This is a genomic window from Mycobacterium sp. 236(2023) (genome assembly GCF_029623955.1).
Lineage (GTDB): Bacteria > Actinomycetota > Actinomycetes > Mycobacteriales > Mycobacteriaceae > Mycobacterium.
The window spans coordinates 209,884-229,451 of the sequence record NZ_JARSBP010000002.1 but is presented as its reverse complement, the minus strand read 5'-3'; the positions used below and the strand labels follow the sequence as shown (position 1 = coordinate 229,451).

General features: G+C 64.4%; 21 protein-coding genes. 6 read left to right on the top strand and 15 right to left on the bottom strand.

Annotated features, from left to right (window positions below; all coding sequences use genetic code 11):
* Nucleotides 1-83 precede the first annotated feature (83 nt).
* The 4 genes from P9A17_RS03625 to P9A17_RS03610 all read right to left on the bottom strand — a co-directional run bounded on the left by P9A17_RS03625 (nucleotide 84) and on the right by P9A17_RS03610 (nucleotide 4,569).
* On the bottom strand, nucleotides 84-1,559 hold the full coding sequence (locus tag P9A17_RS03625; RefSeq protein ID WP_278037240.1) for a glycoside hydrolase family 130 protein: 1,476 nt from the start codon (nucleotides 1,557-1,559) through the stop codon (nucleotides 84-86).
* A complete protein-coding gene (locus tag P9A17_RS03620; RefSeq protein WP_278037239.1) occupies nucleotides 1,556-2,533 on the bottom strand; it encodes a glycosyltransferase in 978 nt (325 codons plus the stop codon). Before P9A17_RS03620 ends, P9A17_RS03625 begins: the two co-directional genes overlap by 4 nt.
* Before the next feature lie 41 nt (nucleotides 2,534-2,574).
* Nucleotides 2,575-3,708 carry a glycosyltransferase gene (locus P9A17_RS03615; protein ID WP_278037238.1) on the bottom strand — a complete coding sequence of 378 codons (1,134 nt, stop codon included), beginning with the start codon at nucleotides 3,706-3,708 and terminating at the stop codon, nucleotides 2,575-2,577.
* A gap of 198 nt (nucleotides 3,709-3,906) precedes the next feature.
* Nucleotides 3,907-4,569 carry a TetR/AcrR family transcriptional regulator gene (locus P9A17_RS03610; protein ID WP_278037237.1) on the bottom strand — a complete coding sequence of 221 codons (663 nt, stop codon included), beginning with the start codon at nucleotides 4,567-4,569 and terminating at the stop codon, nucleotides 3,907-3,909.
* 174 nt (nucleotides 4,570-4,743) lie between these two features.
* Here P9A17_RS03610 and P9A17_RS03605 point away from each other — a divergent pair, with 174 nt between their 5' ends.
* The 4 genes from P9A17_RS03605 to P9A17_RS03590 are packed head-to-tail and all read left to right on the top strand — an operon-like array spanning nucleotide 4,744 to nucleotide 8,811.
* Nucleotides 4,744-5,169 carry an MmpS family transport accessory protein gene (locus tag P9A17_RS03605; RefSeq protein ID WP_278037236.1) on the top strand — a complete coding sequence of 142 codons (426 nt, stop codon included), beginning with the start codon at nucleotides 4,744-4,746 and terminating at the stop codon, nucleotides 5,167-5,169.
* Entirely contained in the window at nucleotides 5,166-8,051 is a 2,886-nt protein-coding gene (locus P9A17_RS03600) for an MMPL family transporter (protein WP_278037235.1), read from the top strand. The genes P9A17_RS03605 and P9A17_RS03600 overlap by 4 nt, the downstream gene beginning before the upstream one ends.
* Nucleotides 8,048-8,350 carry a DUF732 domain-containing protein gene (locus P9A17_RS03595; RefSeq protein WP_278037234.1) on the top strand — a complete coding sequence of 101 codons (303 nt, stop codon included), beginning with the start codon at nucleotides 8,048-8,050 and terminating at the stop codon, nucleotides 8,348-8,350. Before P9A17_RS03600 ends, P9A17_RS03595 begins: the two co-directional genes overlap by 4 nt.
* Nucleotides 8,347-8,811, top strand: coding sequence for a DUF5078 domain-containing protein (locus tag P9A17_RS03590; RefSeq protein WP_278037233.1), 465 nt, complete (start codon nucleotides 8,347-8,349; stop codon nucleotides 8,809-8,811). The genes P9A17_RS03595 and P9A17_RS03590 overlap by 4 nt, the downstream gene beginning before the upstream one ends.
* A gap of 69 nt (nucleotides 8,812-8,880) precedes the next feature.
* On the opposite strand, the gene P9A17_RS03585 is transcribed toward P9A17_RS03590, so the two are convergent.
* From P9A17_RS03585 to P9A17_RS03570, 4 genes are read right to left on the bottom strand one after another with little or no spacing between them, the layout of a single operon-like run.
* Nucleotides 8,881-9,654, bottom strand: a complete 774-nt coding sequence (locus P9A17_RS03585; protein ID WP_278037232.1) for a hypothetical protein — start codon at nucleotides 9,652-9,654, stop codon at nucleotides 8,881-8,883.
* Nucleotides 9,642-10,319, bottom strand: a complete 678-nt coding sequence (locus P9A17_RS03580) for a hypothetical protein (RefSeq protein WP_278037231.1) — start codon at nucleotides 10,317-10,319, stop codon at nucleotides 9,642-9,644. Before P9A17_RS03580 ends, P9A17_RS03585 begins: the two co-directional genes overlap by 13 nt.
* Nucleotides 10,316-10,666 (bottom strand): hypothetical protein, encoded by a 351-nt coding sequence (locus tag P9A17_RS03575; protein WP_278037230.1) that lies wholly within the window; start codon nucleotides 10,664-10,666, stop codon nucleotides 10,316-10,318. Before P9A17_RS03575 ends, P9A17_RS03580 begins: the two co-directional genes overlap by 4 nt.
* Before the next feature lie 17 nt (nucleotides 10,667-10,683).
* Nucleotides 10,684-11,010: a WXG100 family type VII secretion target gene (locus tag P9A17_RS03570; RefSeq protein WP_278037229.1), complete on the bottom strand. Its 327-nt coding sequence runs from the start codon at nucleotides 11,008-11,010 to the stop codon at nucleotides 10,684-10,686.
* A 415-nt stretch (nucleotides 11,011-11,425) separates the two neighbouring features.
* Between P9A17_RS03570 and P9A17_RS03565 the strand changes: the two genes are divergently transcribed.
* Both P9A17_RS03565 and P9A17_RS03560 read left to right on the top strand, forming a co-directional pair.
* Nucleotides 11,426-13,060, top strand: a complete 1,635-nt coding sequence (locus P9A17_RS03565) for a fatty acyl-AMP ligase (RefSeq protein WP_278037228.1) — start codon at nucleotides 11,426-11,428, stop codon at nucleotides 13,058-13,060.
* A gap of 22 nt (nucleotides 13,061-13,082) precedes the next feature.
* The gene (locus tag P9A17_RS03560; RefSeq protein WP_278037227.1) at nucleotides 13,083-13,904 is read left to right on the top strand and encodes a GAF and ANTAR domain-containing protein; all 822 of its coding nucleotides are present in this window, start codon (nucleotides 13,083-13,085) and stop codon (nucleotides 13,902-13,904) included.
* Here P9A17_RS03560 and P9A17_RS03555 read toward each other — a convergent pair whose 3' ends face one another.
* From P9A17_RS03555 to P9A17_RS03525, 7 genes are all read right to left on the bottom strand, one after another.
* Nucleotides 13,905-14,108, bottom strand: a complete 204-nt coding sequence (locus P9A17_RS03555; RefSeq protein ID WP_278037226.1) for a hypothetical protein — start codon at nucleotides 14,106-14,108, stop codon at nucleotides 13,905-13,907.
* Nucleotides 14,105-14,263, bottom strand: a complete 159-nt coding sequence (locus P9A17_RS03550; RefSeq protein WP_278037225.1) for a DUF6307 family protein — start codon at nucleotides 14,261-14,263, stop codon at nucleotides 14,105-14,107. Before P9A17_RS03550 ends, P9A17_RS03555 begins: the two co-directional genes overlap by 4 nt.
* Before the next feature lie 17 nt (nucleotides 14,264-14,280).
* Nucleotides 14,281-15,084: a transglutaminase family protein gene (locus P9A17_RS03545; RefSeq protein WP_278037224.1), complete on the bottom strand. Its 804-nt coding sequence runs from the start codon at nucleotides 15,082-15,084 to the stop codon at nucleotides 14,281-14,283.
* 184 nt (nucleotides 15,085-15,268) lie between these two features.
* Complete coding sequence (locus P9A17_RS03540) at nucleotides 15,269-16,021, bottom strand: GAF and ANTAR domain-containing protein (RefSeq protein ID WP_278037223.1); 753 nt, start codon at nucleotides 16,019-16,021, stop codon at nucleotides 15,269-15,271.
* 33 nt (nucleotides 16,022-16,054) lie between these two features.
* Nucleotides 16,055-16,762 (bottom strand): GAF and ANTAR domain-containing protein, encoded by a 708-nt coding sequence (locus P9A17_RS03535; RefSeq protein ID WP_278037222.1) that lies wholly within the window; start codon nucleotides 16,760-16,762, stop codon nucleotides 16,055-16,057.
* Nucleotides 16,763-16,900: 138 nt separating this feature from the next.
* Nucleotides 16,901-18,115, bottom strand: a complete 1,215-nt coding sequence (locus P9A17_RS03530) for an acyl-CoA desaturase (RefSeq protein WP_278037221.1) — start codon at nucleotides 18,113-18,115, stop codon at nucleotides 16,901-16,903.
* 45 nt (nucleotides 18,116-18,160) lie between these two features.
* On the bottom strand, nucleotides 18,161-19,312 hold the full coding sequence (locus P9A17_RS03525) for a glycosyltransferase (RefSeq protein WP_278037220.1): 1,152 nt from the start codon (nucleotides 19,310-19,312) through the stop codon (nucleotides 18,161-18,163).
* Between the last annotated feature and the right edge of the window lie 256 nt (nucleotides 19,313-19,568).

Genomic DNA, 19,568 nt, shown 5'->3' with positions numbered 1-19,568 from the left:
GTCGCATCGCGTCGGCGGGCTAGCTCGAGACTACCCGCGGTCAGTGCCGATAAACGCTGACAAACCCCAGCACGTGGTCAGTGTCACGTCAGTTCGGCCAAGAGTTCGGCCAGTGGCGCGGCGGCCACCCCGATCGCGCCGTCGGCGATCCCGTACGGAATGACCACGGTGTCAGCATGGATCAGCGCGCCACAGGAGTAGACCACGTTGGGCACGTAACCGTTCTGCTCCTCCGCCGACGGGGCCAGCAACGGCCGTCTCAGACGGCCGATCACTCGCGTCGGATCGTCGAGGTCGAGCAGTATCGCCCCGATGCTGTAGGTGCGCATCGGCCCTACCCCATGGGTCAACACGAGCCAGCCCGCATCCGTTTCGATTGGCGGACCACAGTTTCCAAGCTGCAGCGTCTCCCAGGACTCCGTCGGGTGCTGGCACGGCGCCGAGGTCGGCCAAACCGACAGATGGTCGGCGAATGCAACCGAGTTCGTCTCGCGGTCCGACCTCGACATGGCCGCGTACCGGCCTTTGATCCGGCGGGGGAAAAACGCCATACCCTTGTTCGCCGCAGCACCGCCCACCAGCGGCATCGAGGTGAAGTTCTGGAAGTCGGTGGTCGTGAGGAGTTGCTGGCTGATCTGCGATCCGCTGTAGGCCGTGTACGTGGCGTGGTAAGCGATCGAACCATCGTCATCGGTGAAGCGCACGAACCGTGCATCCTCCATGCCCGCCTGCTCGGCATCCATCGCCGACCACAGCACCCGTTCGGAAAGTGTTGTTTCACTGCCGAATTCGACAGCATAGGAGCGGGCGGCGATCTGCCCGATCAGGGCGATGGTGTCTACGGCTTGTCCCCGTGTACTCAGGTGGGCCCGTAGGCTGTCGAGGCGCTCATCGAGGTCAGCTCGGGTGAAGAGGGCACCGAGAGCATCGAAGACATAGTCGGCGGCTTCGCCGGCGTGGTCATGTCTGCTGAGTTCGGCGCGGAAGACGGCGACGTCGAGCAGCGTATGTTCGATCCGCCCGGTGGAGGCGAACGGAACCGGCTCGTCGATCGTGGTACGGCCGGCGGCGTCGATGACGCCGGTGCGGAAACCGATGGTGGAGCGGTGTCCCTCGCCGATCCCCCGCACGCTCATGACGAACCGCAGGCTTCCCTGCGCTATCCCTGACTGATCAGGGTGGGCCACCATGCTGGGATTGCAGAGCGCCGCACCTTCGATGGCGAACTCGTTGGTGAAAGTGGCTCCGAGCAACAGCATTCGTGATTCGGTGAACTCCCGGTTCGGGTCGAGCCGGTCGGCGAGCTCACTGGCGTGCTTGCGCCAGGTGCCCTTCAGGTCGCGGTGCCGACCGCCGAAGCGGGTCACGACATCGTGCAGAGCCTTCCGAACCTCGTCATCGCTCAGCGCCAAGATGCGAGACAGCACGACGCCCGCACGGGACTCCTGGAGCTCGAAGCTCTCCTGGCCCGGCACGAACAGTCGGGTGACCACGCGACCGGCGTCCGCCTCGATGCGTTGCGAGCTACGGGTGACGAGTTCGGTTCGAGCGGAACTCACTGCGCAACAGACGAGAACATCTGAGCCTGCTGCAGCGTCGCGATGACGGCGAGGGTGGACTCCGCTCCCTGGTTGAGGTTCACGCGGTCTGCGTGCAAGCCGTCGAATCCCCCGCCCGTCTGCCGGTCCCACATCGGCAAGCCGAGATCGTTGTCGCCGTGGAACCACGCAGCGGCCGCGCGGACGCCATCTGGCCACAGCGCTCGCGGATCTGTGGATGCAGCGCGGTGACACGCATCGGCCAGACTGGCCACCTCGATCGGCTGCTGGTCGAACCCCGGTGCCATGTCCCTTGGTCCCCTGCCTCGTACGGGCGTGGGTGAGAGATGACCGTCGGCCGTCTCGACATCCAACAGCCATTCCAGTAGGTCCAGCCCGTGCTGTCGTAGCGCAATGTCGTCCAGGGCCACCCCTGCCGCGATCATCGCCTCGGCCAGCACGGCGTTGGCATACGTGAGTCGCGTTTCGGGCCAAGGCCATTCGCGATCACCGGTCGGCTTCGGAGCGGATGCGGCGTAGTCGGAGAGCAGCCTGAGCGCTTGCTCATGTCCGGGTTGGACACCGAGGAGCTCGGCCGCACCGATCGCCGCGAAGGCCATCGCCCGAGGATGGACAGACCTTGTCTTGGCGGCGCGTTCGAACTGAATCGTCGCGACGCGGCGAACCAGGCTGACGTCACTGCGGGCTGCAGCGGTACCGAGCCCCCAGATCATCCGTCCCCAGTGGTCGTCGGTGCTCGGAGCGTCCGTCCACTGACCGCCGACACTCATCCGATTACGGCACGTCCCGTCATGGGACTGAGCTTCGTTCAGGAAGGTCAGGGCCTTTCCGGCGAGACCGTTCACTTCGGGGCTCGACGCCGGTTCCCGGGTGGCGACGACGAGAACGCGGGCCATGTCGTCGGTGCAGTAGCCATGTGCGCGGCGAGGTTCGGTGAATCGGGCGTGCTCGAAAGTGGCGCGGTGATCAGTCATTCGCAACAGATGGTCGAATCGATGTAGTCCCGCTCTACCACTCACGCAGCTGCCAGCCGTTCGGCGACCAACCGCTGCGCCAGAACGACGTAGGCGTTGGCAACCACGGGCCACGCCATCGCCGGAGCCAGCCCCCGCGCCTCGGACGCCATGGTGCCCGCGGCGCGCGGGTTGGTCAGTGTGCGCCGTAGGGCTCTCGTCAGAGCGTCGGGGTCGTCGTGTCCGACCACGGTGCCTGCGCCGGTGCCGAGCAATTCGATGGCGTGGGGGAAGGCGGTCGCGATGATCGGCCGCCCGCCGGCGACGGAGTCGACCAGCACTCCCGAGGTGACCTGGTCTTTCGAGTCATAGGGCAGGACCACGACGGCGGCCGCCTGCATGAGCTCGGTCAACTGTTTCTGGGTGCGGTAGGCCGCGTCGAAGAACACCGAGTCGGCGACGCCAAGGCGCTGCGCCTGAGCGACGAGCCCATCGCGGTAGGCCTCGCCCTGAGCAGCGAACACCTTGGGGTGAGTGCGGCCGGCAATCAGGTACCGCGGCCGCTGAGGAAGATCCTTGAGCGCAGGCATCGCATCGATGACCCGCTCGACACCTTTTCCAGGGCCCAGCAGGCCCCAGGTCAGGATGGTCGGTCGTCCAGACCGCTTGAGGGCGACACCCACGGGGAGCGCCGCACCGTGCGGGATGATGCTCACCTTTCGGCGCGCGACGGCGAAGCCATCGCACAGGCGTCTCCGGGCCGCCTCCGACATCACGACCACATGGTCAGCCAGAGCAAGAATCTCATCGAGAACTGAATGTTGATGTGCTGTCGGATCTTTCAGCACGGTGTGGGCCACGACGATGGACGGGACCGTAAGCCCCTTCATGAGTTCGACGACCTCGTCGCCGTCAGGGCCGCCGTAGATGCCGTACTCGTGCTGGATGACCGCGACATCGTTCCTGTTCAGCAGTGCGCACGCCGCGGCGATCGACGGTGCCGAACCCTGGACGATCTCCCCGACGACGTCGCGGTCGGCAGACGGAACGTCATCGGCGATACGCACGATCCTGACATCGACGCCCCGCGTCGACAGGCCGCCGGCAAGGGCGGCACTGAAAGTCGCCAGACCGCACACCGTTGGTGCGTATGTGCTGACGATGCCGACCTTCGGTAGGTATGAAAACCCTTGCATCCCAAAGGGAGCGAGCAAATGGTTGACTAACGTTGGTGCATTCAAAACGATCCCGACTGGGCATTACCACCGGCAGAGCGGCGTAGGTGAAGACTCGGCGGGCGCAGCGCGAAATACGCAGAAACCAGGCTCAACCGAACTGCTGGAGATGACCAGCTGAACACCAGCCTACACCCGTCTGGGTCGAGATGCCTCCGCCTACGCCTGCCCCGCGCCCGGGCGCCACGTCGACATCGCCGACTCCATCTCGTCCTGGCTCAGCGCATTGACCGGAAGGGGAGCCTGCTTCGGTTGGCAGCGCAGGCCCTGCAACAGGATTGCGACGTAGCGCCGCCACAGTTCGGGGTTGATGTCACCGGCATACTCGCTCACCGCGCCCGCCATCAGCCCGAGCAGCGGCATATCCGTGGGTGCCACATCGGCCCGCAGATAGCCTTCCCGCTTAGCTCGCTCGACGAGTCTGTTCACCGGCGGATGCAACCGGTCACGGCCGATGTCGACCCGACCGCCGCAGCACTGCCTGCTGAACGCGATCTCCCGAAGCCCGCGGTCGGTGGCCGTCAACTCGCTCATCTTCCACACGAACGACGACAGGCCCTCCCACGAGTCGTCCGCTTTCAGTCCGGCCTCGGCGAGCACGACGAGTTGGTCGATGCCGTCCTCGAAGATCGCTTCGAACAGCGCGTCCTTCGTCGGAAACCGCCGGTACACCGTGCCGACTCCCAGCCCCGCGTGATGAGCCACCTCGTTGAGCGTGGCCTCCAACCCACGGGTCGCGCACAGCTCACGGGCTGCATCGATGATGCGGGCGCGGTTGCGCTCGGCATCTTTGCGCAGATCGCGGCCAGGTTTGTCAATCACGGCGCCCAGTTTAGTGATGTCCCTTACCAAATAGCTATAACCGGATTGACTCTATCCACTTTCAGGCTTAGATTTCCCTGAGATCGCCTGCCGACAGGTGGCTCGCGGCGTCCCCTCATCGAAAGGCATCACCTTGCCTGCAGTACAAGCGCGCCCACAATCGGTGAGCGGCAAGTGATTTCGCTCGTCAAACGAGTCTGGCTCCCGGTCCTAGTGGTCTTCGCTGTCGCCATCGGCGGGTTGGCCGTGTCCAACCTCCGCTCGGTGTTCGGCTCCCACGGCGCCATCGTCACACCCATCGACGCGGACACCGCCGAGAATTTCAACCCCAAGGTCGTCACCTACGAGGTCTTCGGAACCGGCTCCTCGGCGACCATCAACTACGCCGATCTCGACGGCAAGCCACAACGCACCGGCGAGGTGAGTCTGCCCTGGTCACTGACCTTGGAGACGACGCTGCCGTCCGTGATGCCGAACATCATGGCCCAGGGTGACGGCCAATCCATCAGCTGCCGCGTCACGGTCGACGACGAGGTGAAAGACGAGAGGACGGCCGAGGGTATGAACGCCGCGACCTACTGCCTGGTGAAGGCAGCATGACAACCGAAACCGACGAGGCACGCACCGACGTGCTCCCTCGGCACGCAGCCGTCAAGCGGCCCGCACTGCCGCGCTTCATCCGGATGTTCGCCATCCCGATCGTGCTGGTGTGGATCGCGATCGTCGCACTCCTCAATACCGTGGTCCCGCAGCTCGAAGAAGTCGGCAAGCTGCGCGCCGTGTCGATGAGCCCCAACGACGCCCCGTCGCTGATCGCGACCAAGCACGTCGGCGAGAAGTTCGAAGAGTACGACACCTCCAGCTCGGTGATGATCGTCATCGAAGGCGACGAACCTCTCGGACCCGACGCGCACACCTACTACGACGAAATCGTCCGCAAGCTCAACACCGACACCACCCACGTCCAGCACGTCCAGGACTTCTGGGGCGACACTCTCACTGCGGCGGGCGCCCAGAGCATTGACGGCAAGGCCGCCTACGTGCAGGTCTACATCGCCGGCGATCAGGGCGAGGCGCTGGCCAACCAGTCCGTGGACGCCGTGCGCACCGCGGTCGACGGCACCCAGGCGCCGCCGGGCGTCAAGGCCTACGTCACCGGCCCCGCGGCACTGACCACCGACCAGAACATCGTCGGCGACGCCAGCATGAAAACCATTGAAGGCGTGACGATCGCGATCATCATCGTGATGCTGCTGATCGTCTACCGATCCTTCGTCACGATGCTCGTCACGATGGGCATGGTGTTCATCGGCCTGCTGTCGGCCCGCGGGATCGTCTCGTTCCTCGGGTTCTACGAAGTGTTCGGCTTGACGACGTTCGCCACCAGCATGGTGGTGACGTTGGCGATCGCCGCCGCCACCGACTACGCGATCTTCCTCATCGGCCGCTACCAAGAGGCCCGGCGAAACGGTATGGACCGAGAGTCCGCCTACTACGACATGTTTCACGGCACCGCGCATGTGGTGCTCGCCTCGGGCATGACCATTGCGGGTGCGACGCTCTGCCTGCACTTCACCCGGTTGCCGTACTTCCAGAGCATGGGCATTCCCCTCGCGGTCGGCATGACGATCGTCGTGGCCGCGGCGCTGACGCTGGGCCCCGCCCTCATCTCGATCGTCACCCGCTTCGGAAAAGTGCTGGAGCCCAAGGGCAACGGCCGCGCCCGCGGCTGGCGACGCCTCGGCGCGGCGACGGTCCGCTGGCCCGGCGCCATACTGATCATGGCGACTGTGCTGTGCATGGTCGGACTGCTGACCCTGCCCGGCTACCACACCACCTACAACGACCGCATCTACCTGCCCGACGACGTGCCCGCCAACGTCGGGTACGCGGCAGCTGACCGGCACTTCTCCGACGCGAAGATGAACCCCGATCTGGTGATGGTCGAAGCCGACCACGACCTGCGCAATCCAGCCGACTTCCTCGTCATCGACAAGATCGCCAAAGCCCTTGTGCGGGTGAACGGGATCGCGTCGGTCACGACGATCACCCGACCCGACGGCAAACCGATCAAGCATGCGTCACTGGCCTACACGGTGAGCCAGAGCGGCAACGGTCAGATCATGAACAACGATTTCCAGCAGACCGTGCTGGAGAACACGTTGCAGCAGGCCAACGAGATGCAGGTGACCATCGACTCGATGACCAAGATGCAGAGCATCACCCTCGAGCTCGCGGACGTCACGCGCCGGATGGCCGACAAGATGCAGGACACGTCGGCGAACCTCAACGACGTGCGCGATCATCTGGCCGATTTCGACGACCAGTTCCGGCCGCTGCGCAACTACTTCTATTGGGAACCACACTGCTTCAACATCCCGATGTGCTGGGCGTTGCGATCGATCTTCGACAGCCTCGACGGCATCGGCACGATGGCCGACGACTTCAACGAACTGGTCCCCGACATCGAGCGCATGGCCCAGCTGACGCCGCAGATGGCTGCCCTGATGCCGGCAATGATTCAGACGATGAAAAACCAGAAGCAGATCATGCTGAACCAGTACCAGGCGCAGAAGATGCAACAGGACCAGAACATCGCCATGCAGGAGGACAGCACAGCGATGGGTGCGGCGTTCGACGCGGCCCGTAACGACGACACGTTCTACCTACCGCCGGAGGCCTTCCAGACTGCGGACTTCCAGCGCGGCATGAAGCTGATGATGTCGCCGGACGGAAAGGCGGTGCGCTTCACTGTGTTCCACCAAGGCGACCCGTTGACCGAGGAAGGCACCGCCCGTATCGACCCGATGCGTGTCGCCGTCGCCGACGCCATCAAGGGCACACCGCTGGAAGGCTCGACGGTCTACGTCGGCGGCAGCGCGGCGATGTACAAGGACATGCAACAGGGCGCCGACTACGACCTGCTCATAGCGGCGGTGGCGTCGCTGATCCTGATCTTCCTGATCATGGTGATCCTCACCCGGGCCGTTGCGGCCGCAGCCGTCATCGTCGGAACCGTCGTGCTGAGCCTCGGAACGTCGTTCGGTCTGTCGGTTCTGGTGTGGCAGCACATCATCGGTATCCCGCTGAGCTGGATGGTGCTGCCGATGTCGGTCATCGTGCTGCTCGCCGTCGGCGCGGACTACAACCTGCTGCTGGTGTCCCGAATGAAAGAGGAGGTCCACGCCGGAATCAACACCGGCATCATCCGGTCGATGGCCGGCACCGGATCCGTCGTCACCGCAGCGGGATTCGTGTTCGCCTTCACGATGATCGGCATGATCGTCAGCGACATGATCACCATCGGACAGGTGGGTACGACGATCGGGCTGGGCCTGCTGTTCGACACGCTGATCGTCCGCTCGCTGATGACGCCGTCGATCGCGGCGCTGATGGGCAAGTGGTTCTGGTGGCCGACGCACGTGCGTCCGCGACCGAAACCGAAACCCTGGCCGCAGGCGCGTCAGGAGGTGACCGTGTGAAGCGGGTGATCATCGGCCTGGCAGCAATTTCGATCCTGCTGGCGCCCAACGCCTCAGCCGATACCGACACCGACTTCTCGGCACAGATGCAGACCGTCGGGATCTATGGGCAGAAGGACTACAACGCGTGGCTGGCGAAGATCACGTGCAAGCGGTTGACGACCGGCGTGGACGCCGACGGCCGCGAGGCCGCCGAGTTCCTCCACGGGAATCTGGACGCGAACACCGAGCAGGTCTGGCAGTTCCTGGGCGCCGGCCTTCGCGCCTACTGCCCCGAGCATCTGGGGAAGTTGTCATGAGTGACATCCGATGGGCCGTGCGCGCCGTGATGCTCGTCGTGCTGGCAGCGGTGGTGGCCGCAGTGCTTTCACCACGGGCGCTGGCCGATTCCACGGAGGACTATCCGATCCCGCGCCGCATCATCCACACCACCTGCGACGTCGAGCAGTACCTCGCCGCCGTCCGCGACACCAACCCGGTGTACTTCGAGCGCTACATGATCGACCGCAGCAACCGCCCCGCCGACATCCAGCAGATGGCCTTCGACCGCATCCACTGGTTCTTCTCACTCGACGCCGTGGGCCGCCGCCAGTACTCCGAGAACACCGCCACCAACATCTACTACGAGCAGGTCGCCACCCGCTGGGGCAACTGGGCCAAGATCTTCTTCAACAACAAGGGCGTCGTCGCGCACGCCACCGACGTCTGCATGAACTACCCCCGCGGCGACATGTCCGTATGGAACTGGGTCATCCGCTGACCGCACGCCGAAACTGAAGATATGCAGGGAAAATTCGAGTAGACGCCTGCACAGCTTCAGTCTCGGCGCTCAAGACACGTCGAAACGCCCCTCCTGCCATCGCTTTGATGCTCGCGCGTCGACCAACTCATCGCGATCTTCGGGATGCTTCCAGTAGTGGCGCACCAGCCAGTAGAGCGCTGCGCCGCCCCGCACGTACACGTTCGCATTGCCGATGACTTCTTCGCCGCCGTCGCGCAGGCGAAGGACGACGGCGCGAGATGCTTTCTTCGACTCGGCATGCCCCACCACATCGACGACGTCGTCCCACTCGAATCGCCTCACCGACAACACATCGGCATTCTCGATCATGACAGGCGACAGCGTGACGTGGCCAATCCCACCTCGGCGCCATGCGGTGACCAACCCCGCCACCGTCACGATCACCGCGAACGCCCCCAGCACGGGAAACGCCACCTGAAGGATTCGTCCGGTCGCGAAGTCGATACGGCCCAGCGGGGCGAACACCGTGAAGATCACCAGACTTGGCAGCGCTACCAGGATCGCAGCGGTGACCAGCAGCGTGAATCGCCGATCGGGAACCATCGTCAAACCCGTTGCGTCGGTGCGAGTTCTCTCGACCGTGTGTCCCCCCATCACCGGAACCAGCGCAGCGATGAACAGCAGAGTGGACACGGCGAATCCGCTCGTCACCGCAGCCGTCAGATAGCTTGCGCGGGCCGTCGCCACCACGCCCAGCGCACCGTATCCGATGGCCACGCCCGCGCCGATCACCAGCAGGAGAGGGCCGAGCCAGCGTCGCCTGCGCCATTCGGCGGGTTCGGGCAGATCTAGTACGGGCATACGACGTCCCCGATGAACTGACCCAACTCGACGCCGCCGAATGCGCCGATGCCACCGAGGAGGATCGCTCCGGCAGGCACCGTCACCGGCGCGAACGGTCCACCCAACGTGCCTGCCGCCGCACCCAGTTCCACGCCTCCCCAACCGCCGGCACCACTGGTTACACCCGCCACGAAGGCAATACAACGATCCTTACCGGAATCGGCCATCACCATGTCGAACACGGTGGTCGCCGCGGTCAACGCCGGACCGCCGAACTTCATGGTCTTGCCGATGTTCTCCACCGACTCGGCCGTGAGCATCGGTAACGACCCGCCCCGCGCGATGTGCTTCTCGAGACCGCCCATCCCCGTGGTCGTCGCGATCGACAGATTGTCGATCAGCTCGACGGGAACTGCGCTGTGGCGTCCGTCGGCGGTGGTGAAGCCGGCAGTCCGATATCCGGTGGGATCCATCGACATCGTGAGATGCGAACCGTCTGCATACGCGATGGTGGTGTAGTCGCAATCGTTGCCGAGGTCGTGCCAGGAACTCGTGCGGGCGATAAAATTACCGTCCTTGTCGAACTCCTCCATCATGTAGAAGTTCTGCTTACTCGGGTAGTCAAACGGATCCATCGCTGTCGTTACGGCCTTGCTTCCATCCTGTTTGACGACGGTGGTCACCTCTTCACCGTATTCATTCGTCGAGTAGGTGACCTCGCGGATCTGCTGCTGTTGGTCGGCCGCCCGAATCGACTCCTGTGCACCAGGCCGATCGGACTACGCGGATCGGGAACCTGATCGGGCGGGCGTTGCGCCGTCGGCAGCATCAGGTCCCCCAGATCACCGGGCGCCTCTGGCGCAACGAAGCCGTGGTCGGTGCCTGCCGCGATGACGGCGTCGGCGGTGGCGTCGTCGACGGCGCCGACAGCAATCAGTAGCGAGTTGATCGCACCTTGTTCTTCGCGCGCCAGTGTCTCCAGCTTGGCCATCTCCCCTGCAGACATCATGACCGGGTCGATGAACACCACCCACTGATCAGTGACATTCAGCGGCCGGCGTCGACCTGATCGGCTTTGTTCAGCAGCGCGGACCGGGCTGGACCCAGCGCGGCCGCACCGTTGCTCAGCGCTGCGGCAACCGCGTGCGTGTACTGCGTGAACCGCTGCGCACTGGCGTCGGCGCGGCCGAACATGCCTGTCGCCGCGTCATGCGCCGCCCCCGACCAGCCGCGCGTCTCCGGCATTCGGCTGATCGCATCGTCGATGCCCGACACTGCATCGCCGATGTCCTGACCTGCCGATTGCACCGCTGCCGAAGATGGCGTCAAGGAATCGGGGTTCCACGCCTGCAGCGTTGAACGAGACGGCAGCACAGAGGCAATTGTCCTTCACTCTGCCCACACATCTGGTCACGAATTCGGCAGGCCGCGCTAGAGTCGAGCGAGGTTGGTCACCAGCCTCACGGAAACGTCACGGTGGCGACGCGTTGTCCCTGCCGACGAACCTCGACGTCAGCCGGTATTCGCGGTCGATACGCATACACGGGATATTGGTGTCGAGGAGTCTCACATATCCACGCCCCACCAGGCGCGCTTCAAGGCAGACCTGCAGCCCGAGACGTACAGTCGGAGGGCCTGACATCGCGCGCCCTCGGCCCACCCGGACCAGGGACCATCTGGAGTGGACTCTAGGGATCCACGCTGCACTGCGTTCACGGTCGAATTCCAGCGGCTCCCCGTTCGCATTCTCAGATCACCGGCGCCTGCGCCAATGCACTAAGGGCTGTCTATGAGCCGATTCACCGAAACCATGTACGCCAACGCAACCCTCAGCTCCAAGGGCTTCAATACCGGGGAGCCCCATGCGCCTGTCCGCCATTCCTGGCTCGAGGTCCACGAGCGTGCCCGCAGAATCGCCGGAGGGCTCGCTGCCGCCGGCGTCGGCCCAGGCGACGCGGTCGCCATGCTGGCCGGCGCACCCGTCGAAATAGCTCCTGCCGCACAGGGTATTTGGATGCGCGGCGCGAGCGTGACGATGGTGCACCAGCCCACGCCTCGCACCGACCTGGTCCGCTGGGCCGAAGAGACCACCGCCGTCATCACCATGATCGGGGCCAAAGCCGTCGTCGTCTCCGACCCGTTCATGGCCGCCGTGCCTGTGCTGTCGGGAATGGGGATGACCGTCGTGACGATCGAACAAGTGCTCGCCGGCGACCCGATAGCTCCGGTGGACACGAGCGAAGACGACATCGCGCTGATGCAACTGACGTCCGGGTCGACCGGATCGCCAAAAGCCGTCCAGATCACCCACGCCAACATCGTCGCCAACGCCGCGGCAATGACGGTCGGATGCGATTTCGACATCGACACCGACGTCATCGTCAGCTGGCTGCCATGCTTCCACGACATGGGCATGACCGGCTATCTGACGGTGCCGATGTACTTCGGCGCCGAACTGGTCAAGGTCACGCCGATGGATTTCTTGAGCGATATCCTGTTGTGGCCCAGGTTGATCGACAAGTACAGGGGAACGATGACGGCAGCCCCCAACTTCGCCTACAACCTGCTTGCCCGACGGCTGCGCAGGCAGGCCAAGCCCGGCGAGTTCGACCTGTCGTCACTGCGCTGGGCGCTCTCAGGAGCTGAGCAGGTCGACCCCCTCGATGTCGAGGACCTCTGTGAGGCCGGTCTGCCTTTCGGGCTCGCACCCGAAGCCGTCATCCCTGCCTACGGCATGGCGGAAACCACGGTGGCGGTGTCGTTCTCCGAGTGCGGCGGTGGCATGGTCATCGATGAAGTGGACGCCGACCTGCTCGCCGTCCTGCACCGCGCCGTCCCTGCGACGAAAGGCAACACCCGCCGTCTTGTCACGCTCGGACAGCCACTGCACGGACTGGAGCTTCGCGTCGTCGACGAAGACGGCGCCGAGCTGCCCGCCCGTGGCGTCGGGGTCATCGAGGTGCGCGGCGAACCCGTCACCAAGGGCTACACCACAATCGCCGGTTTCATTGCGGCGCAGAATGATCGGGGGTGGTACGACACCGGCGACATCGGCTATCTGACCGAGGTCGGCGACGTCGTAGTCTGTGGCCGCCTCAAGGATGTCATCATCATGGCCGGCCGCAACATCTACCCCACCGATATCGAACGCGCGGCCGGCCGCGTCGACGGCGTACGCCCGGGCTGCGCCGTCGCGGTCCGCTTGGATGCGGGCCGCTCGCGGGAAACCTTCGCCGTCGCCGTGGAATGCAAGGAATTCCGCGACGAAGTGCAGGTACGCCGGGTCGAGCGCCAAGTCGCCCACGAGGTGTTCGCCGAGGTCGATGTGCGGCCACGCAATGTGGTGGTGCTGGAACCCGGCACGATTCCCAAGACACCGTCGGGCAAGTTGCGGCGCGCCCACGCTCTTTCACTGGTGAGCTGACCGAGTACCGTGTGATCACACGATGGCTGATTTCGACGCACAGCCCGGACGGGCACCGAAAGCAGATCTCACGGCCACACAACGCGAAGCCGACGAGATCGACCTGCACGCCGGCCTGACAGGCGTGGCCGGGCTCGTCGCCGGCGCGCGCCCGGTCGGCGAACTACTCGGTGCCGTCGCTGAGTTCGCCTCTCACGCCATCCCCGGTGTCGACGGCGTCAGCATCGCACTCAAGAAGCCCAGTCGCGCCGCATTCGACATCGAGATATGCGCCTCGACAGCTGAATTCGTCACTGTCATCGACCATGTCCAATATGAGGAGCTCCGCGAAGGGCCGTGCATCACCTGTATGCAGGCCGGACGCGTCATCGTCAGCGGGTCACTGGGCAGTGACGACCGGTGGCCGCGTTTCGGTGGAAGGGTGGCCCGCATGGCGGTGCACTCCGCGCTGTCGCTTCCCCTCGTTGTCGACGAAGAAGTGATCGGCGCGATCAATACCTATGCGAAAGGCCGTGACACGTTCGGCGACCATGCCGTCGAACTCGGTGTCCGATTCGCCGCGCCCGCGGCAGTGTCGGTGCACAACGCCCAGCTTCTCGCTACAGCACGCGAACGCACCGAGCAGCTGCAGCGGGCCCTGAGCAGCCGCGCGGCGATCGACCAGGCCATCGGCATCATCCGGAGCCGCACCGGCGCCACCGCCGACGAAGCCTTCGGCCGCCTCGTGCATCTCAGTCAGAACGACAACGTCAAGCTCGTCGTCGTCGCCGAACATCTGGTGGACGAAGCCGTCCGCCGCGCACATGCCCGAAGGAGTTCCCAACCCGGTCCACCGAACAGCTAGTCAGTTGCGGTGCCAGAAACGCCCTTTAGTCCAACGCTTTTCGTCACCTTCGACGCGGCTCCAGTCACCGGCGGCGTACGTGTAGGGGTGTTTGACGCCGGTGCGAACGACATCGAGCGTGCCATCGTCGTGCTTGACGTAGGCATCACCGAACCTCATGTATTCGTCGACCCGCCCGTTGGGCAGGTTCACGACCACAGTCACCGCATCTTCTCAGGTATCGAATCCAGGACATGTAGCACATGCACCGCCAATGAGCCCGCGGCCTCGCGGTCGAGTTCGGAGTGGCCTTCGATGGTGTCCTGAACGAGCTGGACACGTTTCTCGTAAGGGGTTGGGAACGTTGTCGAGGATGTCATCTGTTTCCTTTGCCTAGTCATGTGATGGAGACCAATTCGCCGATGTCGTCTCTGGGAAGAGCTCCGTCGACGATGGCGCTGACGGAGATCTTGTCCAGCGAGACCGCGCCTTTGTGGTTGGAGAGAAAGGCGGTGTCGGCCGCATCGCGTCCGGTCGCGATGCGGACCAGTGATTGCCTCGGGGCCAGTAGCGTCCCGTCGACGACTCGCCATCGACCGTCGACGAACGCCTCGCCTACAGCATGAAAGTCCATGGGATACAGCCCCGGCGCGTACACCGAGACCACCCGCGCGGGCACGTTGACTGCCCGCAGCATCGCGACGACGAGATGGGCGAAGTCGCGGCACACTCCGGCACCGGCGAGCAGCGTGTCCACCGCGCCGTCGATGGGGTCACTGGAGCCCGGAACATAACTCAGCCGGTTACCGACCCAGGTCGACACCTTCTCCAGCAGCGTGGCTGAATCGGCGTACTCGCCGAACTCGGTGGCGGCGAAGCCATAGAACTTGTCCGCTTCGGCGTAGCGGCTGGGTCGCAGATACATCGACAGGTCGTATTCGGTCACCGGCGCAGGATCCGTGTGACCGATGATCGTCGCGGCGTATTCGACCTCGACGACGCCTGCCGCGACGTCGATCTTGTGCATGCGGTTGCCGTGGACTCCGCTGACCTCCAACGCCGTCACCGGTGTTCCGTCGAGTAGGACCGACAATGATTCACGAACATCGGCCCCGGGATGCGGCGCGACGGCGATCTGAAACTCCAATGTCGTCGGCGCCGTTACGGTGACTACCAGCTCCGAGCCGACAACTCGATTCATCGAGAGCCCAAATATCCTCGTGCGCAGCGATATTCAACAATCAACGTGATGTGCACATGGCATCCCGACTGGGCCGAAGGAGCACCCGGGTTCACGGCGACGACGCGATCTCATATGGGCGCGTGCGGCATACCGCCGTGACACCTACTGTACGCCGGTATCCGCCCGCAGCTCGACTGAAGTCCTAACCCGTTGATTTCCGCGCGAATTCGGTGATCGACGCGAGCAGCGCGGGTCGTGAGGTCCGGTCGGTCATCAGTCGCCGCGCCACATCGGTCAAGTGCTCGCCGTGGTCCCGCGAATACCCGCGCAGCACCGCAAAAGCCTCTTCGACAGACACGTCGAGAACCTCTCCCAGGAAGCCCTTGGCCTGCTCGACGACGACGCGACTGGTCAACGCAGAACGCAGCTGGGGTCCGATCGTCGACGGCGCGTGCTCCTGCAGAATCGCCACGCACGCGATGTGGGCCAGCGTCTGCGCCACCAGACGATCCGCGTCGGACAGTTCGCCGCGGGCGATTCCGAACAGTCCGAGGGCTCCCAGAGCTTCTCCGGCAGCACGCATCGGAACTGCGTGTACCGAAGCGAACCCGGCTCGCAACGCCGCAGGAACGAACCTGGGCCACTGCCCCACGGCCTGTTCGAGGTCGGTGACCGACACGGGTTCGCCCGTCGCGAAGCAGTCGAGGCACGGCCCCTCGTCAGCCTGAAGCTGGAACAGCTCAAGTTCGCGCGCCTGCTCCGAGGTGGCAGCGAGAAACCTGAGCTTGCCGAACGGGTCGGCCAGCAGAAAGCCCACGGCCGCCACATTGAGAAGTTCCGCGCACCGCTCCGTGAGTTCGGTCAGCAGATCGACTACGTCGAAGTCGATGAGGAGCCGATCGACGAACGACACGACGGCGTCCAGAACCAGGACCTCACGCGTTTCCTTGTTCACCACGCCCTCCTACCAGTGCCGTCAGGCCGCATATCAGTCAGCCTCCAGTCTCAGTCTGCGCTCGAGAATGTCACGGGCCACGTCCGTCACCGCGCGACCCGTCGAGAAAGCGTGCGCACGCAGACGGATGAGCGCCTCGGCGGCCTCCACCTGCAACTGTGCCGCGAGGACGCCCGTCGCCTGGCTGACCTCCGCGCGCGACAGCGCGTTCAACTCTGTCCAGGCACTACTGCCCGGATCGTTGACGGCGGCCTGCATGTCGTTGTCCAGCAGATCCAGAAGTGGAATTCCCGCGAGCTCGGCTGCGACGGCGGCACCTCCGAGCTGTGCGCCGGTCAACTCGCCAGGATGCCCGCGGAACAGATCGAGAGCTCCGATGTACTCGCCCGCGACGGCGATCGGCACCGCATGGACGCTGCGAATCCTCATGTCCATCATCGCCGGTGCATACGCGGGCCAGCGCCGGTCAGCCATGTCGGCGAGATCGGCCACCATCACTGTGGTTCGTCTGGCCACCGAGTCGAGACACGGCCCCTCCCCGAGAGTGAACTGAAGTTCGTCGTACTCCCTGGCGCGCGGGCTACTGCAACCCAGCGTCGCGGTGTTCACACCGTCGAACACCAAAGAGATCGCCGCGGCGTCTACGCCGAGCACGTCCGCGCACGCCTCGCACAAGCTGTTCGCGGCGTCGACCCCACGCAAGCCGTCGACGGCGGCGAGCAACTGTCCGATGATCGTCACGGTCAGCCGAACTGAGGCCGGCCGCGTCGAGCCACGAGCATCCTGCCGCAGCCTTTCGATAGCCGAACACATCGCCACCTGTCATGCCACCCGATATAGCCCAACGTACGCCTAAGCCGCGAAAGCAATCCCGCCGGGTCAGCGCCGACGCCGGCCCGCACTCGCGCGCAGCGCCGCACCCAGACCTCGCTTCGGCAGAGCCGATCCGGACGCCGCGGGTGACACGCCGAGAAACTTTCTCTCCGAGGCAGTTTCGGGCGCATCATCGGAAGTGGACACCAGGAGCGAGTCCGGGAGTGCGAGTTTGTGAATAGTGCGCAATGTCAGCAGATACTGGCGCGCCAGCGATCCTGTCGTATACGGCAGATCGTACTTCTCGCAGACCGCCCGGACCCGCGCCGAGATCTCCGCATAGCGATTGCTAGGTAGATCGGGGAACAGATGATGCTCGATCTGATAGCAGAGGTTGCCGGACGCGAAAGCGAGGATCGGGCCGGCCTTGAAGTTCGCCGTCCCGAGTATCTGTCGTAGATACCATTCCGATCGCGACTCGTCCTCCAGCACGTCACTGGCGAACTTCTCCGCCCCGTCGGGGAAGTGCCCGCAGAAGATCACCACATAGGCCCACAGATTGCGCAGCAGGTTGGCCGTCAAGTTCGCCATGAGTGTTCTGCGCCAACGCTTTAGGCTCAGCGCCGGGAGGATGAGGTAGTCCTTGGACGCCTGCCGCGCGATCTTGCGCATCAACGCGACACGCGGGGGCGACAGCTTGCCGGCACCGGACATGGCCCTGTCCCGCTCCGCGTGCACACCATGAAGCGCGATGCCCCATTCGAAGATCAACGCCAGCAAGACATTACGGATCGGCTGCATCAGGTGCGCAGGCTGCCAGGGCTCGTCTCTGGTCAGCCGCATGATTCCGAACCCGAGATCGTCGTCGACGCCGACGATGTTGGTCAATACATGGTGGCGGTAGTTGTGGGAGTACTTCCATTGCGCGGAGACCGCGACCATGTCCCACTCCCACGTCGCGGAGTGAATTTCGGGATCGTTCATCCAATCCCACTGGCCGTGGCTGACGTTGTGGCCGATTTCCATGTTCTCGACCGACTTCGCAACAGCAAGCGCTGCCGTACCGATGGACCACATCGCCCGGGATCGACTGCACGCGATCACCACGCGAGCGACCACGTCGAGGGTGCGTTGGAAGAGGATGGTGTGCCGGATGTAGGCCGCGTCTTTGTCACCTAGTGACTCGGCGATGTCGTCGCGGATCTGGTCAAGCTCGTAGCCGAGGGCCTCGATGTCCTCTTCGTTCAGATGCGCATAGGCAGCGATGTCGGCAATAGCCACAAAGGTTTCCTGTCAATCGTTTCGGTACTGCCTCTTCTCACCTACTCAGTGCAGGGCCCGTCGCTGCGCGAGGAGATGTCTGGCCAGATTCAGATAAGCCTCGGCCACCACCGGCCACGCCATGTTCGTCGCCAACTTGCGGGCTTCGGCGGCCATCTCCCCTGCCAGCCTCGGTTTGGTGAGGACTCGGCGGAGCGCCGACGCCAACGCCTCCGGGTCGTCGTGGTCGACGACGACGCCGGCACCGCCCGACAGCAATTCGACCGCGTGAGGGAAGGCGGTCGCCACGACAGGTCGCCCCGCCGCAATAGCGTCCACCAGGACACCGGACGTCACCTGATCACGGGAATCGTAGGGCAGCACCACCACACGAGCGGATTGGACGAGCCGAGTCAGCGTGGACGTGTCGTAATACCGGGGGTCTATCGACACCGAGTCCGTCAACCCGCGAGACCGCACCCGCTCGAGAAGCGATTCCCGGTAGGCCTCGCCCTCGGCGGCCAACGCTTTCGGATGGGTCTGACCGAGGACGAGGTAGCGGGGTCTACCCGCAACACTGTCGAGGGATTCCATGGCATCGATGACCCGCTCGATGCCCTTCCCACGGTGCAGAAGTCCCCAAGTCAGAATTATCGGCCTGGCCGCACGGCTCGGGCGCGGGCTGTCCGGGATCGTCCCGCCGTGCGGAACTGTCACGACCTTGTGGCGCGCGACGCCATAATCGCTGCACAGCAGTTCCCGCGCGGCCACCGACATCACGACGACCCGATCTACGGCCGATACCAGTTGCTCGAGCACCCAACGTTGGTGTGGTGCAGGAGTTTTCAAAACCGAATGAACGACGACCATCGTGGGCGTTCGCAATCCCGCGACGATCGCGAGTATCTCGTCGTCGTGTGCGCCGCCGTACATGCCGTGCTGATAGTGGATCAGAGCGACATCTGCCTGATTCAATCGATCGATGCACGCCGCCACCGACGGTTGCGAGTCGTTCACCAGCTCGCCGACGATCCTGTCGCTCGACGACACGTCGCCGTCCGTGATGCGAACGACGGCCACGTCCGACCCCAGATCGCACAGGGCCTGAGATAGGACTGCGCTGAAGCGCGCGACCCCGCATGGCGTAGGCGGGAACGTACTGAGCACTCCAAATCGCACCGACTGGGTGAACGATTGACGCACGGCGGGCGCGAGCATGGATTCGAAGGTGGGTAGCGAGTTCACGGTGATCCCGACGTGTGGTTGGTACCGGCGTATCCGGCGTGAGCGGTTGCTCGGCGAGATCAGCAGACACCACTGACGCATCCCGGAGTGACTGGATTCCCAACGAAATCCACGCTACACCCCAGCACCGAAATTCGGGGCGTACAGTCGTCCCATCGGGACCGCCCAGGCCCCCACGACATAAGGGGCCCCGATTTGTCTGACAAGTCTCCTCGACAAGGCATGTCCA

Excerpts from the sequence above, each read along its gene's own strand:
- P9A17_RS03620 (WP_278037239.1), bottom strand. The coding sequence starts at position 2,533 with ATGACTGATCACCGCGCCACTTTCGAGCACGCCCGATTCACCGAACCT.
- P9A17_RS03615 (WP_278037238.1), bottom strand. The coding sequence starts at position 3,708 with ATGCAAGGGTTTTCATACCTACCGAAGGTCGGCATCGTCAGCACATAC.
- P9A17_RS03600 (WP_278037235.1), top strand. The coding sequence starts at position 5,166 with ATGACAACCGAAACCGACGAGGCACGCACCGACGTGCTCCCTCGGCAC.
- P9A17_RS03590 (WP_278037233.1), top strand. The coding sequence starts at position 8,347 with ATGAGTGACATCCGATGGGCCGTGCGCGCCGTGATGCTCGTCGTGCTG.
- P9A17_RS03585 (WP_278037232.1), bottom strand. The coding sequence starts at position 9,654 with ATGCCCGTACTAGATCTGCCCGAACCCGCCGAATGGCGCAGGCGACGC.
- P9A17_RS03565 (WP_278037228.1), top strand. The coding sequence starts at position 11,426 with ATGAGCCGATTCACCGAAACCATGTACGCCAACGCAACCCTCAGCTCC.
- P9A17_RS03560 (WP_278037227.1), top strand. The coding sequence starts at position 13,083 with ATGGCTGATTTCGACGCACAGCCCGGACGGGCACCGAAAGCAGATCTC.
- P9A17_RS03550 (WP_278037225.1), bottom strand. The coding sequence starts at position 14,263 with ATGACATCCTCGACAACGTTCCCAACCCCTTACGAGAAACGTGTCCAG.
- P9A17_RS03545 (WP_278037224.1), bottom strand. The coding sequence starts at position 15,084 with ATGAATCGAGTTGTCGGCTCGGAGCTGGTAGTCACCGTAACGGCGCCG.
- P9A17_RS03525 (WP_278037220.1), bottom strand. The coding sequence starts at position 19,312 with ATGCTCGCGCCCGCCGTGCGTCAATCGTTCACCCAGTCGGTGCGATTT.